Annotated in this window: 12 protein-coding genes; 8 read left to right on the plus strand and 4 right to left on the minus strand. The window is 60.3% G+C overall.

Annotated elements, in window-relative coordinates; all coding sequences use genetic code 11:
- Positions 1 to 17: 17 nt before the first annotated feature.
- Positions 18 to 1,688, plus strand: a complete 1,671-nt coding sequence (gene alsS / locus AB5Y82_RS05530; RefSeq protein ID WP_042081073.1) for an acetolactate synthase AlsS — start codon at positions 18 to 20, stop codon at positions 1,686 to 1,688.
- Positions 1,689 to 1,802: 114 nt separating this feature from the next.
- Here the strand turns inward: alsS and AB5Y82_RS05535 are convergent, their stop codons facing one another.
- Both AB5Y82_RS05535 and AB5Y82_RS05540 read right to left on the minus strand, forming a co-directional pair.
- Positions 1,803 to 3,215, minus strand: a complete 1,413-nt coding sequence (locus AB5Y82_RS05535) for an MATE family efflux transporter (protein ID WP_139464143.1) — start codon at positions 3,213 to 3,215, stop codon at positions 1,803 to 1,805.
- Positions 3,216 to 3,288: 73 nt separating this feature from the next.
- A complete protein-coding gene (locus tag AB5Y82_RS05540; protein WP_042055187.1) occupies positions 3,289 to 4,227 on the minus strand; it encodes a LysR family transcriptional regulator in 939 nt (312 codons plus the stop codon).
- Positions 4,228 to 4,725: 498 nt separating this feature from the next.
- Between AB5Y82_RS05540 and AB5Y82_RS05545 the strand changes: the two genes are divergently transcribed.
- Entirely contained in the window at positions 4,726 to 6,018 is a 1,293-nt protein-coding gene (locus AB5Y82_RS05545) for an HAAAP family serine/threonine permease (RefSeq protein ID WP_005338498.1), read from the plus strand.
- 91 nt (positions 6,019 to 6,109) lie between these two features.
- On the opposite strand, the gene AB5Y82_RS05550 is transcribed toward AB5Y82_RS05545, so the two are convergent.
- Together AB5Y82_RS05550 and AB5Y82_RS05555 are read right to left on the minus strand one after the other, a co-directional pair.
- Positions 6,110 to 6,829 (minus strand): ABC transporter substrate-binding protein, encoded by a 720-nt coding sequence (locus AB5Y82_RS05550; protein ID WP_150998761.1) that lies wholly within the window; start codon positions 6,827 to 6,829, stop codon positions 6,110 to 6,112.
- Between the two features lie 91 nt (positions 6,830 to 6,920).
- Positions 6,921 to 7,943, minus strand: coding sequence for an MBL fold metallo-hydrolase (locus AB5Y82_RS05555; protein WP_368173753.1), 1,023 nt, complete (start codon positions 7,941 to 7,943; stop codon positions 6,921 to 6,923).
- Between the two features lie 155 nt (positions 7,944 to 8,098).
- On the opposite strand from AB5Y82_RS05555, the gene AB5Y82_RS05560 reads away from it, so the two are divergent.
- From AB5Y82_RS05560 to pdxY, 6 genes are all read left to right on the plus strand, one after another.
- The gene (locus AB5Y82_RS05560) at positions 8,099 to 8,998 is read left to right on the plus strand and encodes a LysR family transcriptional regulator (RefSeq protein WP_368173754.1); all 900 of its coding nucleotides are present in this window, start codon (positions 8,099 to 8,101) and stop codon (positions 8,996 to 8,998) included.
- A gap of 101 nt (positions 8,999 to 9,099) precedes the next feature.
- On the plus strand, positions 9,100 to 10,380 hold the full coding sequence (gene yjeH / locus AB5Y82_RS05565) for an L-methionine/branched-chain amino acid transporter (protein WP_368173755.1): 1,281 nt from the start codon (positions 9,100 to 9,102) through the stop codon (positions 10,378 to 10,380).
- A 392-nt stretch (positions 10,381 to 10,772) separates the two neighbouring features.
- Positions 10,773 to 12,329, plus strand: a complete 1,557-nt coding sequence (gene cadC / locus AB5Y82_RS05570; RefSeq protein WP_111901534.1) for a lysine decarboxylation/transport transcriptional activator CadC — start codon at positions 10,773 to 10,775, stop codon at positions 12,327 to 12,329.
- 755 nt (positions 12,330 to 13,084) lie between these two features.
- Entirely contained in the window at positions 13,085 to 14,419 is a 1,335-nt protein-coding gene (cadB, locus tag AB5Y82_RS05575; protein WP_005347861.1) for a cadaverine/lysine antiporter, read from the plus strand.
- A 77-nt stretch (positions 14,420 to 14,496) separates the two neighbouring features.
- On the plus strand, positions 14,497 to 16,629 hold the full coding sequence (locus AB5Y82_RS05580; protein WP_111901533.1) for a lysine decarboxylase CadA: 2,133 nt from the start codon (positions 14,497 to 14,499) through the stop codon (positions 16,627 to 16,629).
- A 93-nt stretch (positions 16,630 to 16,722) separates the two neighbouring features.
- Entirely contained in the window at positions 16,723 to 17,583 is an 861-nt protein-coding gene (pdxY, locus tag AB5Y82_RS05585; protein WP_111901532.1) for a pyridoxal kinase PdxY, read from the plus strand.
- Positions 17,584 to 17,738: the final 155 nt, after the last annotated feature.

Here is a 17,738-nt window from a genome sequence, read left to right on the forward strand (position 1 = left end):
AGACAAGGAGCAATATCATGGAAAACAGACAGTGGAAGTGCGGTGCCGAGCTGGTGGTTCGTCATCTGGAGGCACAAGGGGTCAAGCAGGTGTTCGGTATTCCCGGCGCCAAGATTGACCGGGTGTTCGATGCGCTGGAGGACTCCCCCATCGAGACCATAGTTGTGCGCCACGAGGCGAACGCCGCCTTTATGGCGGCCGCCGTGGGGCGCCTCACCGGCAAGGCGGGGGTGGCGCTGGTCACCTCGGGCCCCGGTTGCTCCAACCTTATTACCGGGCTGGCGACCGCCACCTCGGAGGGGGATCCCATGGTAGCGCTGGGCGGTGCTGTGCGCCGTGCCGATGGCCTCAAGCTCACCCACCAGAGCATGGATACGGTCAACCTTTGCCGTCCGGTCACCAAGTTCAGCGCCCAGGTCAACAGCGGGGCGGCAATTTCGGAAGTGATGGCCAACGCCTTTCGCGCCGCCGAGCTGGGACGGCCGGGGGCGGCGTTTGTCAGCTTGCCGATGGACATCATCAACAAGCCGGTGCAGGGCAATGTGCTGGTGCCCCGCGAAGTGCCGGAGCCGGGCTGCGCCGATGAGCAGAATATGGAGCAGGCATTGACCCTGCTGCGCAACGCCGAGAATCCGGTGGTGCTGCTCGGCCTGATGGCGAGCCGGCCGGAGAATGCCGAAGCGGTACGCGCCTTCCTCGACAAGGCGCGGCTGCCGGTGACCGGTACCTATCAGGCCGCCGGGGTGGTGGACAGCTGCCACTTCGATGACTTTGCCGGACGGGTCGGGCTCTTTAACAACCAGCCGGGGGATCAACTGCTGGCAGGGGCCGATCTGGTGATCTGCATCGGCTACAGCCCCATCGAGTACGACCCCGTGCTGTGGAATGGCGACAGGGAGCGGCGCATCCTCCATATCGACGTGCTGCCCGCCGATATCGACAGCAGCTACTGCCCGACCGCCGAGCTGGTGGGGTCGATCCGCGCCAACCTGTTGCAGCTGACCCGCATCATGGGCAATCCGAAAATCCGTCCCCCCGAGGTGGATCGGCTGCTGCAAGGGGTACGCCAGCAGCGACTGCGACTGGCGATGCGGGCCGATGATCTGCACGGCAATCCGGTTCACCCCTTGCGTATCGTGCGCGAGCTGCAGGATCTGGTGCGCGACGACATGACTCTCTGCGTCGACATGGGCAGCTTCCATATCTGGATTGCCCGCTACCTCTACAGCTTCCGCGCTCGTCAGGTGCTGATCTCCAATGGTCAGCAGACCATGGGGGTGGCACTGCCGTGGGCCATCGGTGCGGCGCTGGTGCGGCCGGGTGAGAAGGTGATCTCGGTATCGGGGGATGGCAGCTTTATGCAGTCGAGCATGGAGCTGGAGACGGCGGTGCGTCTCAAGAGCAATATCGTTCACATCATCTGGGTCGATAACGGCTACAACATGGTCGCGATGCAGGAGCAGCAGAAGTATTGCCGCACCTCCGGCGTCTCTTTTGGCCCCATCGATTTCAAACGTTACGCCGAATCGTTCGGGGCGGCCGGTTTCGCGGTGCGCTCTGCCGACGAGCTGCGCGCCACCCTGCGGGCCGCACTGGCGGTGGAGGGGCCTGCTGTAGTGGCGATCCCGGTGGATTACTCCGACAACCCGGGGCTGATGGCCCAGCTCAGGCCAGAAGTATTGGCATAAGTGGGGGTGCAGTGCTGGCCTGAATCTTTGTGTAAGGGCAGGCAGACCAGCCCATATAGCAAAAACCGGCATCAATGGATGCCGGTTTTTTATTGCTACGCGGGATGGGTAGCCTTAACGGGCCAGCTGGACGGCGGCGCGTGCGCGGGCCGGTTGTGGGCGTTGTTTGGCTTTTGGCGCGCAGGCCATCTTCAGGCGCAGCCACTCGCGCCACAGCAGCCAGCAGAGCGGCAGGGTGAGCAGCAGCACGGTCGCGGGCTGGGCCATCAGCACCCCATCACGCCCCCACAGTTGCGGCAGCAGGAAGATGAGCGGCAGCAGCAACACGGTTTTGGCGATGGAGATGACCAGCGCCTGACGGGTACGCGCCATGGATTGCAGCAGCACTATGCCGAACATGATGATCCCCTCCAGCGGAATGGCGCCGAGGTTGAGGGTCAGGCTGCTGATGGCGGCGGCCAGCAGTTCGGGATCCTTGTCGCCGGTATAGAGCATGGCGACCTGTCCCGGTAGCAGCTGGATGGTGAGCCACACCAGCATGCCGTAGATAAAGGTGAACTTGAGCCCCATCTCCATCAGGTACTTGAGGTTGCGGTGGCGCTTGGCCCCTGCTGCTTTGCTGATGAGCGGCTGAATGCCGAACGCCAGCCCCTGCAGAATGACGATAAAGACAGCTTCGGTGTAACCGGCCACGGTAAAGCCCGCCAGATCCTTCACATTGCCGTACACCATCAGCTGGCTGTTGTGCAGCATCAGCAGCAGGCCGAGGTTGAACTGGGCAATCAGGCTCGGCAGACCGGTAAAGAGCAGGTGCGGCATGGCGGGGAGGTTGGGCACCAGATCCCGCCAGCTGAGGCGCAGCCGCGCCCAGGGGGTAAAGAAGTAGCCTAGGCCGATCAGGCTCACCGCACCCTCTGCCATCAGGGTGGCTTGCGCGGTCCCGATTAGTCCCAGCCCCAGCCGACCCACCATGATGTAGTTGAGGATGATATTGAGCACGGCGCCGCTGCTCACCAGCACCATGGCCAGCTTCGGGCGGCCATCGTTGCGCAGCAGATAGGGTACTGCCAGATTGCTGGCCAGCAGCAGGGTACCGCCGCCAATCCAGGTGAGGTAGTCACTCGCCTGTTTCCAGGTCTCGGTGCCCTGTTCAATCCCCAGTCCCAGCAGGATATCGGTGTGGGTGTAATAGAGCAGCACCGGCGCAACTACCCCGAGACCGGCCAGCAGCCAGAGGGCGTTGACCAGCGCCTGACGGGCCAGCTTGTCGTTTTTCGCCCCTTGCTGGAAGGAGATGGCGGTGGCCGCCCCCATGCTGATCATGGCGGCCAGGCCGATCAGCACCATGATGACCGGATAGACCAGGTTGATCCCGGCGAGGCCAGCGGCACCGACATAGTGGCCGACGAAGATGCCGTCGATGAGGTAGTAGGCCCCCGAGACCAGCATGGCAAGAATGGAGGGGAGGGCGTAAGCCCAGAAGCGACGGGTCATGGCCCGTTGCCGCAGTGTTAAATAGGCAGACATATCTGTTCTCTCGGGGAGTTCGATTATCGAACAGCTAGTCTAGATTAATACTTATTTGGTGATAATCAGGATTTCACTTGATGAATTGCTGAGTATTACTCACTAATCCGGGGTTTTGGTAGTGAGCCTTGAGCATGTCGATCAGGATGCGCAAGCCGCTGCCCAGCTGATGCCGACTGGGATAGAAGAGGTAGAAACCGGCAAAGGTGGGGCACCAGGGCTCCAGCACGGTGAGCAGTTTCCCCTCCGCGACCTTCTGGCTCACCTCCTCTTCCAGACAGTAGGCGAGCCCCAGCCCCGCCTCGGCGGCGCCCAGATAGAGGGCCGGGGTGCTGGTAGTGAGCGGCCCGGTCACTTCGATCTCCAGCATGGTGCCATCGGCGGCAAAGGCCCAGCGATAGTGATGGTGCGGAGTGAGGCGATAGCCGATACAAGCGTGGCGACTCAGCTCGCTCGGGTGCTCCGGCGTACCGTGCTCCGCCAGATAGGCCGGGGAGCCCACCACCAGATAACGCTGGGGCGGGCCGAGGGGGATGCCGATCATCTCCTTGGGCAGCAGATCGCCATAAAAGAGCGCGGCATCGTAGCCATCTTCAATCAGCCGGGGCATCAGCTCCTGCTCCACCACCTCCACCTGCATCCGCGGATAACGGGCCAGATAGTCGATCAGCACAGGTGCCAGCAGGCTGTCGATGGCGCCGCGGGGGGCGCAGAGTTTGAGTCGCCCCACCGGTTCATCGCTGTTGCGGGCCAGCTCGCAAAGCGCCTCTTCAAGAGTATTGAGGGTGGGGAGCAGCTGCTTGAGCAGCCGCTGGCCCGCTTCGGTCGGTACCACGGCGCGGGTGCTGCGGTTGAGCAGCCGCACCCCCAGACGGGCTTCCAGCCCCTTCAGGCTGTGGCTGAGGGCGGAGGCGGAGACCCCGAGTTCGAGGGCGGCCTTGCTGAAACTGCGGTGACGGGCGACGGCGGCAAATACCGCCAGTTCGGCGAGATCGGTACGGGTAATGGTCATCATCAATCAACAAAAAGGCGTAAGTCACAAGGGTACGCCAAGGCCGTGCTGCACACAATCCGCGCTAAACGGGTGGCTTGTTGCAAATATGTAGCTGCTCGCAGGCCATTGATTCCAGTGAAACTAAGTTGAATTGTTAAAAAAAACTCACAATAAGGCGCTTTGAGTGTGATCTTGGTCGTCCGAAAGGCGACCAAAATCAAACTTTGGTTGATTAATTCAAAAAAACGCTGTGATTAATAAGGGCATTTAATTAAAGTCAGCCCATCAAGAGTGGCGCACGTTAATCGGTTGTTAAGTGAAACGGGCGCCGACCCTCAGGGTCAAAATCTCGCACTGTTGTTTGTTGCAATCCTGTTGTCACAAGGAGTGATGGCGAGGTTGCCGGGGGGCGAGAGGTTAATATCAAGGACGGACAGCAGGCGTTCCAGGGAGATGGAACCGGGCCAAGGCCCGACCAAACAAGAATCCCATTTTCCTAGATGACAGGAACAACGTATGTCTGACATGAATATTGCAGCTGATGGTCGTTTAGCCAGCAACACCTCCCGCGGCGTCAACAAGGCCGATGTGGTCTGGATGCTGGGTCTGTACGGTACCGCGATCGGTGCCGGTGTGCTTTTCCTGCCAATCAACGCCGGTGTAGGTGGCCTGTGGCCGCTGGTTGCCATGTTGATCCTGGCGCTGCCGCTGACTTTCTTTGCTCACCGTGGTCTGACCCGCTTCGTGCTGTCCGGCTCTACCCGTGATGGCGACATCACTGAAGTAGTAGAAGAGCACTTCGGCAAGACCGCAGGCAAATTCATCACCCTGCTCTACTTCTTTGCCATCTACCCGATCGTGCTGATGTATTCAGTCGCCATCACCAACACCGTCGAGAGCGTGATTGTTCACCAGCTGGGCATGTCTGCACCTCCCCGTGCCGTTCTGTCACTGGCCCTGATCCTCGGTCTGATGGCGGTTGTTCGTCTGGGCGGCCAGGTTATCGTCAAAGCGATGAGCGTGCTGGTATTCCCGTTCGTACTCACCCTGATGGGTCTGGCGTTCTACCTGATCCCGCACTGGAACGGTGCCATCATCACTGAAGCTCCGGCCCTGTCCGACGCCTTCAACGGTGACTTCATCAAGACCCTGTGGCTGGCTATCCCGGTAATGGTGTTCTCCTTCAACCACTCCCCGATCATCTCCTCCTTCGCGGTGGACAACAAAGGTCGTTACGGTGAAGGTGCCGAGAAGAAGTGCAGCAACATCCTGCTGGGCGCCCACGTCATGATGGTAATGACCGTTATGTTCTTCGTATTCAGCTGCGTACTGAGCCTCTCCCCGGCTGACCTGGCTGCTGCCAAAGAACAGAACATCTCCATCCTGTCCTACCTGGCCAACCACTTCGATAACCCTGTTATCGGTACTGTGGCTCCGCTGATCGCCATGGTTGCCATCAGCAAATCCTTCCTGGGTCACTACCTGGGTGCGCAAGAAGGCATGAACGGCCTGATGGCCAAGGCGCTGCGCGAGAAGGGCAAGAACGTTGACACCAAGCAACTGAACAAAGTCACTGCCGTGTTCATGATCCTGACCACCTGGGCCATCGCCACCATCAACCCGAGCATCCTCGGCATGATTGAAGACCTGGGCGGCCCGATCATCGCAATGCTGCTGTTCCTGATGCCGATGTACGCCATCACCAAGGTTCCGGCCATGCGCAAATACGCTGGCAACATCAGCAACGGCTTCGTGACCATCATCGGCCTGATCGCCATGTCCGGTATCATCTACAAGCTGATTGCCTGATAACTCCGGTTACCAAGTTGAATGAAGAAGCCGCCTCGCAAGAGGCGGCTTTTTTTATGGCTTTTTGGGGCGGCGAGCGGATGCGGTATCGCTACTTCATCAGCTTCTTCACCTCGTCGCTGGCCAGCGCCTTGTTGAATTTGTCCCGCGCCTCTTTCCCCTTGGCGGAGTTGGTAAAGCAGACGTGGAGGGACTTGTCCTCGAGGATCTTGCCGTTGAAGCCGAGGTTGGCAGCAACGTCCTTGAGTTGGGGATCGCTCTCCAGCAGATAGGTCATCACATTCTGGTCGATAACCGCCAGATCGAGCCGACCGTTGCCGAGCTTGAGCAGGTTCTGGCTGTCCGAGCTGGTGGCGTCAGCCGAGAGCGCCTTGCTGGCCACTTTTTCGTCGAACTCGGTGGTATTCACATAGCCGGTGACGACACCAATTTTCTTGCCCTTGAGGTCATCAAGGGTCTGCCAGGTGACCGGCTGATCGGCTCGCTGGGCAAAGCCGAGGGGGCCGTTACCTATGGGGTCGGAGAAGAGGCAACTGCTCTTGGGGTCGAGATACTCGGGGAAATAACCCAGTACCTCGGGGTTGTTGGTCGCCTCGTCCACGGCCCGCTGCCAGGGATAGAACTTGATGGTCAGCGGGTCGCCAGCCAGGGCAAAGGCTGCGGTCACCACCTGACTGCTCTTGCCCTGCTCAGGGAGGCTGGCGCTGGTGTAAGGGGGCCATTCAAGGCTGGTCAACACCGCCGCCTGAGCGACCGACATGCCGAACAAGGGAAGAGTGGCCAGGGCGAGGTGCTTCCATTTCAGGCTCATAGAGATAACTCCTTGTGGTCAAACACCCCTTAAAGATAGCCCCCGGTGTCGATTGCGGATGCCGGCTATGGCTGACCGGCATCCGTGCCATCTATTTGTTGTCGATATTCTCCGACTGCCAGAGGGCATAGCCCTTGCCGGAGGCCGTGGTGGGCAGGTCGATCTGCATCAGGTCGTTGCCGATGACAAAGGGGCCCGAGTAGCGGGCGCGCAGATCTTGCGCCAGATCTTTGATCCTGATCTTGCCGTTGAGGCCGATATGGCTGAACACGGTCAGCGCCGGTTTGGCTTCGTTCATTACCCGAGCCGCCTGCTCGGGGGAGGCGAGGTGACCGGCGATCGCCTTGTAGCCGGGGTTGGCCTTCATCTGCTCGGCAGAGGTCATGGAGACGCAGTGCACCAGCAGGTCGGCCCCTTTGGCCTGCTTCACCACTTCGGGGCTGTAGCGGGTATCGCCGGAGAGCACCACGCTGTGGCCGTGATAGTCGATGCGATAGCCGAATGACGGCTTGATGTTGACCCCGTGGTCGTTGTCAAAGGCAGTCACCTTGACCCCGTCATGGTTGTAGACCACCCCGGCGGTGACCTCGTGGCTGTTGATCTCCACCCCGTCCAGCGGCGTTCCCTCATCCTTGACCCGGGTGGCGATGTCGGTGGCGTAGGCCTGCTGCAAGCCACGGGCGAGAGCTGTGGTGCCTTTGGGGCCGTAGAGTTCCATCGGCGCGTGGCGCTGGCCATAGGCCGGTTGCAGCCAGCCGGTCAGCCAGAGATCCGCCAGCCCGTTGGTGTGGTCGGAGTGAAAGTGGGTGAGGAAGAAGGCGTTGACCCGGCCGATGGGGATATGCAGCTGCCACAGGCGAGTGGCGGAGTTGCGGCCAAAATCGAACACCAGCTTCTGGTTGCCCGCCTCGACCAGAGTGCTGTAGCCGCCCCGGCTGATCTGGGGCACCGGAGTGCCGGTGCCGAGCAGGCTGACCCGAAAGATATCGGGCTGGGCTTGAGTTGCTGAGGCAGGGGCCTGATCGTGGTTGCTGATAAAGCTGCTCTCGGCAGCCTGACTGGCGCCGCTCGCCAGCAGACCGACCAGTAATGCGGCCAGATAGGTACTTTTCATGGGGATTTATCCTGTGGGGAAGGGATGGCATCACTGTATTGGTAACCAAAAGTTGAATAAATTGGCTAAAATCTATTTCTTACTAAACTTTTGGTTGTGAATCAGTGCCTTGGTCGCGGGCCAAACGGCCTTGAAACGGGCAAAAAGGAGGGGTTGTGGACCGATTGACCAGCATGCGTATCTTCACCCGGGTGGTGGATCTCGGCTCCTACAGCGCGGTGGCGAGCGAAGAGGGGATCAGCGCCCAGATGGTGAGCAAGCATGTGCTGGGGCTGGAGCAGTGGCTGGGAGGCAAGCTGTTTCACAAGACCACCCGCCAGCAGACCCTCACCGAGCTGGGCCAGCTGTTTTTGGCTCGCTGCCAGCGGGTGCTGGAGGAGCTGGCACTGACCGAGTCGCTCACCCAGAACCTGCTGGCCGAGCCGGCCGGACGGCTGCGCATCGCCGCTCCCCTCAGCTTTGGCCACCACCGGCTGGTGCCGCTGCTGCCCGCTTTTCTCGACCGCTACCCCAAGCTGGATCTGGATCTGCAGCTCACCCCGCGCTGGGTCGATCTGGTGGAGGAGGGGTTTGACGCCGCCATCCGCACCCTGCGCCCGCAGGATGAGGCACTCATTGCCCGTCCGCTGCTGACCCAGCACTACCGGCTCTGCGCTGCCCCCTACTACCTCAATCGCCACGGCGTGCCCCGTCATCCGGCCGATCTCGCTCGCCACCAGTGTCTGCATGGCAACTGGGGCGAGCACGAGCGCTGGCAATTTGTTGGCGAGGATGGCCAGAGCGAGGAGGTGCGGGTTGCCTCGCGCCTGCGCATCAATCACTGGCCAGCCTTGTTGACGGCTGCGCTCTCGGGGGCTGGCATCACCTTGCAGCCAGCCGAACAGGTGCGTGAGCATATCGCTGCGGGGCGTTTGCTGCCGCTGCTTGGTCGCTATCAGAGCCCTGCCAAGACCCTCTATTTCATCTATCCGGCGGCGCGGCGGCAGGTGCTCAAGATCACCCTGCTGGGGGATTTTCTGGCCGAATTCCTGCAAGCTGGGCTCGAGCCTGAATAAAAGGCTGCATATTTTCGCCGCCACGCTTAACCATCGTGCTTAACAAAGGGGCGGTGGAGGCCTAACATGGCGGGATGTTTTTTTAGTCAGGACAAAAGGATATGTCTGGGTTGAAAAAGGATCTCGGGCTCTGGCAGGGGATGGGGCTGCTCGCCACCTCGCTGCTCGGCACCGGGATCTTCGTGGTACCGGCGACTGCCGCCTCGCTGGCGGGCGGGGCCTCGCTCTGGGCCTGGTTGCTGCTGATTGCGCTGGTGCTGCCCATCGCCTTTACCTTCGCTCGCCTCGGCCGTCGCTATCCCCATGCGGGCGGCGCGCCGCACCTGATCGGCCTCGCTTTTGGCAACGGCGCCGAGCGCTTCTCCGCTTTCCTCTTTCTGGCGGTGCTGCCGGTGGGGCTGCCTGCCGCCCTGATGATTGCCGCCGGTTTCTGGCACGCCCTGTTCGAGATGGGGGAGTGGACCCTCTGGGCCATCCAGCTGCTCACCCTGCTCGGGGTCTTTCTGCTGGGGCTGCGCGGGGCGCGATCTTCCGGCAACCTGCAACTGCTGATTGCGCTCGCCATTCTGGGGCTCACCCTGCTTATCTGGTTCAAGGGGGAGGTGAGCTGGCGCGATGCGGCCCGGCCGCTGCCGAGCGCGGACGAGTGGCCCGCCATGGCTACGGCGCTGGCGGTGATGTTCTGGTGTTTCGTCGGGCTGGAAGCCTTTGCTCACATGGGTGAGGAGTTCAAGCGGCCGGAGCGGGACTATCCCATTGCCCTGCTCGGCGGTGTACTGCTGGCGGGGCTTATCTACTGGGTACACTCGCTGGTGGTGCTCAAATATGGCCTCTACGGCGATGAGGCGAAAAACGCCACCGCCATCCCCTCCCTGCTGGCGCTGCTGTTCGGCCCCACCGCCAAGTGGCTGGTGGCGGTGCTCGGCTACCTCTCCTGTTTTGCCAGCATCAACATCTACATTCAGGGCTTTGCCCGGCTGATCTGGAGCATGGCGCGGGAAGGCAAGTTGCCCCCCTCGCTGGCCGTGCTCACCGCCCGCGGCGCGCCGCTGCGGGCGCTCACTCTGGTGCTAGCCATCTGCCTGCTCTGCATCACCCTGATCATCTGGTTGCGACTGCCGCTCGATGAGCTGATCCGCTACGCCAACGGCAACTTCGTGCTGGTCTATCTGCTCTGCATGGCGGCGGGCTGGCGCCTGCTCGGCGGGGTGGGCAAGGGGCTGGCTGGGGTGAGCGTGCTGCTCTGCGCTCTGGTACTGGTGGCGCTCGCTTCTCAGGTGCTCTATGCGGTGGTGCTGAGTCTTGGCTACGGCTGCTTCTCGTTGTGGCGGCGTCATCTGCGCCGTAGTCGTCAGCAGGATGCGCTCTCAGTGGCGAAGTAACGTCTCCCCGATGGTCGAAGAAATGAGAAAGCCCTGATGTTCAGGGCTTTTTGATTTCGGCATATGGGATGTTCATATGAATACTAGTTGGCACGCTATTTGCCGAAAAGTGCGGTGTCGGATCAACTCAACGGCGATTTATAGCCAAAAAAAGTGGGATCCAGCTCCCGTTTTGCTTAAAGTGATCCCTTCCGATCCCGGTGGTCGGAATGCCCGCAAGGATGCCCTTCAGACGTAAACAGGATGGCCTGGCCAGACTGACTCTCAGAGATGTGATTGCTTCGGTTCTCTTTTTATCTGTCACCTGTGGTGATAGCGCCTTGTTCCGTTCAGTCAGCCCGGGTTTTGCGTCTCTCTCATCGTGCATTGTCACCATCTGCAGCGAGTGAATCATGAGCGAATCGGTTTTTGAGATCCACGACTGGACCCTGAGCGTTGACGACAACATGTTGTGTCGCCCCGACCGCGAGGTCTACCTCGAACCCAGACTGGTCAACCTGTTGCGGTTTCTGGCCCATAATGCCGGCACCGTGTTTGGCCGCGATGCCCTGATCAACGAGGTGTGGGATGGCGCCGAGGTGACCGATCAGGTGGTGACCCAGTCCATCTTCGAACTGCGCAAGATCCTCAAAGATGGTCGCACCGATGCGACCGACTATATCGTCACCGTACCCAAGCGCGGCTACAAGCTGGTGGCACCGGTGCGGCCGCTACAGGTGGTTTCCGTGGTGATGGCGGACGAGCAGCCCGCTCCTGCGGTCAATACAGCTCTCTCCGACAACCCGACTCTATCCGATCTGAGCCCGCCCGTGGCTGAGCAGGATGATGATGATGCACAGCCCAATGTCGCCCCTTTTCCCGCCGGGCCCCTGACCCGCGCCATCTCCACCCATGCCAAGGATGCTCGCAGCCGCTGGAAGATGGTGAGTTTCGATATCTTCGTTGCCATCGTGCTGATCGCCATTGTCAGCATGCTCAGCTACCAGCACACCAGCCCCCAGGTACACGCCATGCTGGATCCCAATCTGCTGGTGTTCCGCTTCCACTCCGGTATGGATGACAACAACGAGAACGTGCGCCTCGCCGACGGCATTACCCGCGCCTTGATGGGGGAGGTGGCGGTGGCCACGCCGCTGCGGGTGCAGTATGGTGCCACCACTCTGATGGGGGGCATCATGCCCGGCAAGGAGCTGAGTGTGCGGGTCACCCGCCAGCCGCGCGGCACCTATCTCGATCTGGAGTATCGCAATATCAATACCAACCGGGTGCTGTTCAGCCATCAATACCAGCTCAGTCGCCACAGTGTGCACGGCGTGTTGCAGGCCAGCAGCCAGGATCTGCTGCGCGCCCTCGACCAACCCGATGCCGAGCCGGGGATGGGCTGGCCCACCGATGATGCCTCCCTGATGGCGATGATGGAGGCGCAGTACTACATCAACAGCCGGGATCCGGTCGCCCTCAAACGCGGCATCGATCTGCTGGAGCAGGCGCTGATTGCCCATCCGGATCAGCCGCTGCTGCTGGCGGAGCGCTATCTGGCTGGCGAGGCGCTGGCCACCCTGGCGGGCAAATCCGAGAGCGAGCGGCTGCAGGGGATTGGCACCCATCTCGCCAGCGTGGTGCAAAACAGCGGCGCCCTGCCAGCCCGGGTGTGGGAGGCGTTGACCCTGCAGGCGATCCTCAACGGCCAGCAACAGCAGGCCAACTATCTGCTGGAGAAGGCGGCGAGTCGCGGCCGCTCTGTGCTCTATTACATACTGCAGGGCAAGCTGGCGGAGCTGGACGGTCGTCCCGAGGCGGCGGGGGATGCCTACAGTCAGGCCTTTCTGATGGAGGCGACCGAGCAGACCTATCTGCTCTGCCAGCAGCTCGGTTTCTACAGCAATATGGAGAGCCTCACCCCGGCTCTGTTCAATGCGCTGGGCCAGAGCAAGGTGAAGCTCTTCTAGCGCCGCAGTTTTGGTTTTCCCCCGGTCGGTGCGGTTGCCGACCCCATCCACAGGCTGCCTTCGGGCGGCCTGTGCGGTTTCTGCTTGTTTCAATCCTGCTTGTTTGCCACCGGGGATAGTCGCTCTGGTGCGGCCGGATTTATCCCCCGCAGCTCCCCACTATCCCCATTTGCCTTTGTCTTGCACGCAGCATTCGCGGCACTCGAGTTTGCCCGGCTTTGCGCCGCGCGCAGCTTGTGACATCTGCTCATTGTTGGCGGCGGGATAAGCTGTCCGTCACGACCCATTTCTCATTGCTTACTGGTTATCGCCGTTGCGCTTTACCTCTGAGTTTGGATTGTGATGAGCCGAGCGGAGGGTCAAGCAGGAGGTGAGCGGCCACTCAGGGTGATGGTCAGCTGGGCGTTCGGATGGTTACAAGGGGAGGGGGTGCATTGGGAGCTGCTTTATCCCGGGTTTATCTGGCCAAAAATATCAAGGCGGCGAGATAAGGGGGTTATCAAGGGACAAGAACGGGGCTGTCTGATATCAAGGTTTTATCAAGATGGTGGTGCGACATGACGTCAAGGTTCTGTTTTTAAATGATTTTTATAAAAAAGTGGTGAAGCGGCGAAAAAAGTTGCCTCATATTTTTATCCGTTAGCTGGTCTTTATGTTTTCCGGGGATGAGAGGCCTAGTCTGTGCCCATTCTTTGGCGGGGCGTTCCGCCAAATGTGTATGTGACGACCCGACCTTTTATAGAACCGGAGATCTTATGTCCCTAGATACGAGCAAGAAGATTGGCCTTATCGCCTGTACAGGTGTGGTGGCTGGCAACATGATGGGGAGTGGCATCGCGCTGCTGCCTTCGGCACTGGCCACCATCGGCTCCATCTCTGTCTTTAGCTGGGCAATCTGTCTGGTAGGCGCCATGGGCCTCGCCTTTGTCTTCGCCCGCCTTGCTACCAAGAACCCGCAAGAGGGTGGCCCCATTGCTTACGCTGGCGAGATCTCTCCGGTGTTCGGTTTCCAGACCGGTGTGCTTTATTACCACGCCAACTGGATCGGTAACCTGGCCATCGCCATTACCGGCGTCTCCTACCTCTCGGTCTTCTTCCCCATTCTCAATAGCCCAATTCCGGCCGCCGCAGCCACCATCGCTGCCGTCTGGATCTTCACCTTCGTCAACCTGCTTGGCGGTAGCTGGGTGAGCCGACTCTGTACTCTGGGTCTGGTGCTGATCCTGCTGCCAGTTGTCGGTACAGCGGTGATGGGCTGGGGTCATTTTGATGCCACTGTCTATAGCCAGAACTGGAACACCACCAGCGGCAGCGACCTGCATGCGGTCATCAGCGCCGTGCTGATCTGCCTCTGGTCCTTCGTCGGTGTTGAATCTGCCGCCGTCTCTTCCGGCATGGTAAAGAACCCCAAGCGTACCGTACCGCTCGCTACCATGCTGGGTACCGGTATTGCCGGTGTTATCTACATCCTCTCTACCCAGGTGATCAGCGGCATGTTCCCGGCCGGTGAAGTGGCTGCCTCCGGCGCCCCGTTTGCCATGGCCTCTTCCGCCATCTTCGGTAGCTGGTCTGCGCCATTCGTTTCTGCCTTCACCGCCCTGGCCTGCTTCACCTCGCTCGGTTCCTGGATGATGCTGGTGGGCGAAGCGGGCAAGCGTGCCGCCAACGACGGCAACTTCCCGAAAATCTACGGCGAAGTGGACAAGAACGGTGTGGCCAAGAAGGGTCTGATCCTGGGCTCCCTCAAGATGACTGCCTTGATGGTTGGCCTGACCGCCTTCACTTCCCAGTCCGCTCACGCTGCCGATCTCTTCAACGTGCTGACCACAGATGCGGTGCTGCTGACCATGCTGCCCTACTTCTACTCCAGCATTAACCTGATCCGCTTCGAGGGCATGACCTCCCGCAGCATCGGCGCGATGATCTTCTCCGGTGTTGCCTGTGTCTTCTGTCTGGTGGCCCTGATGGGGGCCAAGGGTTCCAACCTTACCGCTACCTTCGTGGTGTCGCTCATCATCCTGATGTTCTACGCCAAAAAACAGGGTCTGCGTCAGCACGACGCCCTGCTGAACGAACAACCCAGCAACTAATTCCCCCTTTTATCTTCCGAGCGCTCTTCACTCACCATCCCTGATGGAGAGCGCCCCTTTACGTGTGGAGCATTACGATGAATATCATTGCCATCCTCAACCACCTGGGCGTTTTCTTTAAAGAAGAACCCATTCGCCAGCTGCAAGCCTCCCTCGAGCGCAAGGGTTTCGAGGTTGTTTATCCGGTCGACGTCGCTGACCTGCTGAAACTGATCGAGAAGAACCCCCGCGTTTGCGGCGCCATCTTCGACTGGGACAAATACTCTTTGGGCCTGTGCAAGGAGATCCACGATCGCAACGAGAAGCTGCCGATCTTCGCCTTCGCCAACGACCAGTCCACCCTGGATATTCACCTGACCGACCTGCGTCTGAACGTCCACTTCTTCGAGTACCGTCTCGGCATGGCTGACGACATCGCCCTCAAGATGGGTCAAGCCACTCAGGAGTATCAGGACGCCATCCTGCCGCCGTTTACCAAGGCGCTGTTCAAGTACGTGGAAGAGGGTAAATACACCTTCTGTACTCCGGGTCACATGGGCGGTACCGCCTTCCAGATGAGCCCGGCCGGCAGCATCTTCTATGACTTCTACGGCCCGAACGCGTTCAAGGCTGACGTTTCCATCTCCATGCCGGAGCTGGGCTCCCTGCTGGATCACTCGGGTCCGCACAAGGAAGCCGAAGAGTACATCGCCCGTACCTTCAACGCTGATCGTTCCTATATCGTCACCAACGGCACCTCCACTGCCAACAAGATCGTCGGCATGTTCTCCGCACCGGCGGGCAGCACAGTGCTGGTTGACCGCAACTGCCACAAGTCGCTCACTCACCTGATGATGATGAACGACGTGACCCCGATCTACTTCCGTCCGACCCGCAACGCCTACGGCATTCTGGGTGGTATCCCGCAGAGCGAATTCAGCCGCGACACCATCGCTGCCAAGGTCGCCGCGACACCGGGTGCCCAGGCTCCCCGTTACGCCGTTGTCACCAACTCCACCTATGATGGCCTGCTCTACAACACCGGCTTCATCAAGGAGAGTCTGGATACCCCTTACATCCACTTCGACAGTGCCTGGGTGCCTTACACCAACTTCAGCCCGATCTATGAAGGCAAGTGCGGCATGAGCGGCGAAGCGATGCCGGGCAAGGTGTTCTACGAAACCCAGTCCACCCACAAGCTGCTGGCGGCCTTCTCCCAGGCCTCGATGATCCACATCAAGGGTGACGTGGAGGAGGAGACCTTCAACGAAGCCTTCATGATGCACACCTCCACCTCGCCGCAGTACGGCATCGTGGCATCGACCGAGATCTCCGCTGCCATGATGCGTGGCAACACCGGCAAGCGTCTGATCAAGGACTCCATCGATCGCGCCATCTCCTTCCGCAAAGAGATCAAGCGTCTGCGTGATCAGAGCGAAGGCTGGTTCTTCGACGTATGGCAGCCGGACAACATCGACACCGTCGAGTGCTGGAAGCTGGATCCGAAAGATGACTGGCACGGCTTCAAGGACATCGATGACAACCACATGTACCTGGATCCGATCAAGGTCACCCTGCTGACTCCGGGTATGGGTCGTGACGGCCAGCTGCTGGAGAAGGGCATCCCTGCCTCTCTGGTCTCCAAGTTCCTCGACGAGCGCGGCATCGTGGTCGAGAAGACCGGCCCCTACAACATGCTGTTCCTGTTCTCTATCGGTATCGATCAGTCCAAGGCGATGCAGCTGCTGCGTGCCCTGACCGAGTTCAAGCGTGGCTACGACCTGAACCTGACCATCAAGAACATCCTGCCGAGCCTCTATCGTGAAGACCCGAGCTTCTACGAAGGGATGCGCATTCAGGAGCTGGCCCAGAGCATCCACGATCTGACCTGCAAATACCGTCTGCCGGAGCTGATGTTCAAGGCGTTCGACGTGCTGCCGGAGATGAAGATGACCCCGCATGCTGCATGGCAGCAAGAGCTGGCGGGCAATCTGGAAGAGGTGCCGTTGCGTGACATGGTTGACCGCATCAGCGCCAACATGATCCTGCCGTACCCGCCGGGAGTACCGCTGGTACTGCCGGGCGAGATGGTGACCAAAGATTCTCTGCCGGTGCTCGAGTTCCTCGAGATGCTGTGCGAGATCGGTGCCCACTACCCGGGCTTCGAGACCGACATCCACGGCCTCTATCGTCAGGCCGATGGCAGCTACACCGTCAAGGTGCTGCGTTAATCGATATCGACAACCATCGAAAGTGACAACAACGGGCCGCAAGGCCCGTTTTTCCCTCCGGAATTCCTGTTCTTATTGCGTGAGTCGCCAACCATGAAGCGAGTGCTCTCCATTCAATCCCACGTAGTCTTTGGCTGTGCCGGCAACAGCGCCGCCGTTTTTCCCATGCGTCGCCTCGGGATCGAGGTGTGGCCGATGAACACGGTGCAGTTCTCCAACCACACCCAATACCGCGAAGGCTGGCAGGGGATGGTGATGCCCGGAGGCCATATCCGTCAGCTGGTAAACGGCCTGGCGGAGATCGGTGTGCTGGCCGAGTGCGATGCGCTGCTGAGCGGCTACCTCGGCTCGGCCGAACAGGGGGAGGAGATCCTGGCTGCTGTGGCCCGGCTCAAGGCGCTCAATCCGGCCGCCCTCTATTTTTGTGACCCCGTGATGGGTCACCCCGACAAGGGGTGCATAGTGGCACCCGGCGTCGCCGATTTTCTGAAAACCAGGGCACTGGCCTGCGCCGATATGCTGGCTCCCAATCTGCTGGAACTGGAACAGCTCACCGGCCGCGATATCCGCAATGTGCCGGAGGCCATCGAGGCGTGCCAGCAACTGCGCGCGCAAGGGGTCAAGCTGGTGATGGTCAAGCATCTGGGCAAGGCCGGTTTTGCCATGGACCGCTTCGAAATGCTGCTGGTGTGCGAGGAGGGGACCTTTCACCTCTCCCGCCCGCTCTACCCTTTTGCTCGCCACCCCATCGGGGTGGGGGATCTGCTGAGCGCCACCATGCTGGCCAATCTGCTGGCCGGTTGTACCCCGGTCGCGGCGTTCGAACTTACCAATGCCAGCGTTGATGCCGTGCTGGCCCGCACCTGGCTGGCGGGAGCTTACGAGCTGCAACTGGTGGCGGCCCAGCACGAAATGGCGCTGCCGCAGGTCTCCATCCGGGCGACCCGCCTCTGAGCTGGTTACGCCAACAGCAGAAACAACAAAGCCCTGATCATCAGGGCTTTTTATATTTCAGTGTCCCGTCCTGAATATGGTTTACACCTTTCCCCCCAATAAATGGAGAACCCGATGGGACAAGGTGTGAAACGGACACAGCGCGATTACTCGCT

The organism is Aeromonas sp. s13 (genome assembly GCF_040907905.1).
Lineage (GTDB): Bacteria > Pseudomonadota > Gammaproteobacteria > Enterobacterales > Aeromonadaceae > Aeromonas > Aeromonas veronii.

Excerpts from the sequence above, each read along its gene's own strand:
- AB5Y82_RS05550 (WP_150998761.1), bottom strand. The coding sequence starts at position 6,829 with ATGAGCCTGAAATGGAAGCACCTCGCCCTGGCCACTCTTCCCTTGTTC.
- AB5Y82_RS05545 (WP_005338498.1), top strand. The coding sequence starts at position 4,726 with ATGTCTGACATGAATATTGCAGCTGATGGTCGTTTAGCCAGCAACACC.
- pdxY (WP_111901532.1), top strand. The coding sequence starts at position 16,723 with ATGAAGCGAGTGCTCTCCATTCAATCCCACGTAGTCTTTGGCTGTGCC.
- AB5Y82_RS05540 (WP_042055187.1), bottom strand. The coding sequence starts at position 4,227 with ATGACCATTACCCGTACCGATCTCGCCGAACTGGCGGTATTTGCCGCC.
- yjeH (WP_368173755.1), top strand. The coding sequence starts at position 9,100 with ATGTCTGGGTTGAAAAAGGATCTCGGGCTCTGGCAGGGGATGGGGCTG.
- AB5Y82_RS05535 (WP_139464143.1), bottom strand. The coding sequence starts at position 3,215 with ATGTCTGCCTATTTAACACTGCGGCAACGGGCCATGACCCGTCGCTTC.
- AB5Y82_RS05580 (WP_111901533.1), top strand. The coding sequence starts at position 14,497 with ATGAATATCATTGCCATCCTCAACCACCTGGGCGTTTTCTTTAAAGAA.
- cadC (WP_111901534.1), top strand. The coding sequence starts at position 10,773 with ATGAGCGAATCGGTTTTTGAGATCCACGACTGGACCCTGAGCGTTGAC.
- AB5Y82_RS05555 (WP_368173753.1), bottom strand. The coding sequence starts at position 7,943 with ATGAAAAGTACCTATCTGGCCGCATTACTGGTCGGTCTGCTGGCGAGC.
- alsS (WP_042081073.1), top strand. The coding sequence starts at position 18 with ATGGAAAACAGACAGTGGAAGTGCGGTGCCGAGCTGGTGGTTCGTCAT.
- cadB (WP_005347861.1), top strand. The coding sequence starts at position 13,085 with ATGTCCCTAGATACGAGCAAGAAGATTGGCCTTATCGCCTGTACAGGT.